The following is a 2,281-nucleotide window of genomic DNA, read 5'->3' on the forward strand; positions in this document are numbered from 1 at the left end:
ATAGAAATAAGGTCTGATCTATCCGTACTAATACTTAAGTCAAATGTTGCCTGTACTGAGTTGTGAATTAGCAAACTAATGGTGTCGGTTCCAAAGCCTGCAGCTTCATATTGAGAATTTACAGTTAGGTCAATGATTTGAAGACCAGCAGAGTAATCAGCGACATAAGCGGTATTGCCATCAGTAGAGAGTGTGACGTCAAAGGCATGATCAGAAGTATCATAGGTCGCAATTAAAGAAGGTGATGCAGGTACTGTTATATCAATGATTTGAAGACCGGCAGAATAATCAGCGATATAAGCGGTATTGCCATCAGATGAGAGCGTGACGCTTTCGGCCGCACGAGAAGCATCATAGGTCGCAATTAAAGCAGGTGATGCAAGTGTTGTGATATCAATGATTTGAACGCCATCATCATCAGCGACATAAGCGGTATTGCCATCAGATGAGATCGTGATGCCCAAGGCATAACCAGAAGTACCATAGGTCGCAATTAAAGAAGGTGATGCAGGTGATGTGATATCAATGATTTGAAGACCAGCACCACCATTTGCGACATAAGCTGTTTCGCCATCAGCAGAGAGAGTGACGCCCCTGGCAGAACCGGACGTATCAAAGCTCACAATCAAGTCAGGTGATGTAGGTGTTGTGATATCAATGATTTGAAGACCGGCGTTTCTATCAGCGACATACGCGGTATTGCCATCAGTAGAGAGTGTGACGCCATAGGCCCAATCAGGAGTATCATAGGTCCCAATTAAAGCAGGTGATGCAGGTGTTGTGATATCAATGATTTGAAGACCGGCATTGGCAGCAGCGACATAAGCAGTTTTGCCATCAGTAGAGAGCGTGACGCCATAGGCTAAACTAGAAGTATGACGGGTGCCAATTAAAGCAGGTGATGCAGGTATTGAGATATCAATGATTTGAAGACCATACAAGCCATCAGCGACATAAGCGGTATTGCCATCAGTAGAGAGTGTGACGCCATAGGTATTACCAGAAGTATCATAGGTTGCAATGGTAGCTGGTTCATTGTTTTTAACAAAAAATGATGTGGTGCGTGTATCAGTACCAGAGCCACCGCCATCATCACCATCGCCATCATCACCATCGCCATCATCACCGCCGCCACCGCCACCGCCACCGCCACAAGACAGAACGAATTGAAGTGCAAAAACAACTAGTACTGATTTAATTAAACTGCCCATTCAAGATTCTATTTAAAAAAAGTTGTGCGAGGTGATGAAAGCAATGATCTATCAGAAAGATATCAATTGCAAACACTGTAGTTTTCTCTCTACTATTACTGCGGAGGCCGTTCAAAACTCTGTCAGGGTTGATTTAAATGTTCAGCACGCTGTCGAGACAGTCTTTAAATTAGCCATGAAGGCTTTATGGTTATTTTTCTAATTCCTATTTCAAGCGGCCGGTGGTGGCTGTCATCGCAACAGTATATATATACAGTTCATACTGCTCTACGCACCCAATACAAGACCAAATAATTGTGACTATTTCAGGCATATTTGCTAATTGGTAAATACTAATACGCAGGTATTTTGTGTTATTGTGCCGTTCAGTAGCCTTCTCAATTCAGGTTTTAAAATGCCGGATGATGATAAATCCATAACAGGTGCCGAGGCAATGGTACGCATGCTGGAAGCGCATGGGGTAAAACATATTTTTGGTTTATGCGGTGATACCACGCTACCATTTTATGATGCTATGTATCGTCTCGACCATGATATCCAGCATATACTGACACGCGACGAGCGCCATGCCGCTTATATGGCTGATGCCTATGCACGCCTTACAGGCAAGGTAGGTGTGTGCGAAGGGCCTTCAGGAGGGGGTGCTACTTATATCCTTCCGGGTATTGTAGAAGCAAACGATTCTAGTATTCCGGTGCTGGCCATCACCAGCGATGTTTCCACAAGTGCAAGAGGTCGTTTCCCATTAACAGAGCTGGATCAAAAGGCACTGTTTTCACCGATAACAAAATCATCCGATATGCTCGATGACGCGGCCCGCTTACCAGCCCAGGTGCGGGCAGCTTTCCGCGCTATGACTTCAGCAACACCTGGGGCAGCGCATCTGGGTTTTCCATTCGATACCCAAAAAGCAAGTGCCAACGCGGACGATATCTACGCCGATGCATGCCTGGGTGGCTTTCCGTCAACAAGGTCGCAGGCTGATCCACAGTTGGTTGAAGCAGCTATCGAATTATTACTCGCAAGTAAGAGTGGCATCATTATCTGCGGCAGTGGTGTTATGCATGCCG

General features: G+C 45.3%; 2 protein-coding genes. One reads left to right on the plus strand and one right to left on the minus strand.

Features of this window, described 5'->3' with window-relative positions; translation table 11 throughout:
• A partial coding sequence (locus GY683_RS07645) for a hypothetical protein (protein ID WP_297288167.1) occupies positions 1 to 1,211 on the minus strand: 1,211 nt, incomplete at its 3' end.
• 322 nt (positions 1,212 to 1,533) lie between these two features.
• Here GY683_RS07645 and GY683_RS07650 point away from each other — a divergent pair.
• The coding region (locus tag GY683_RS07650; protein WP_297288168.1) for a thiamine pyrophosphate-binding protein at positions 1,534 to 2,281 on the plus strand (748 nt) is incomplete at its 3' end.

Source organism: Moraxella sp., assembly GCF_024227015.1.
In the GTDB taxonomy this organism is placed as follows: Bacteria; Pseudomonadota; Gammaproteobacteria; order Pseudomonadales; family Moraxellaceae; genus Moraxella.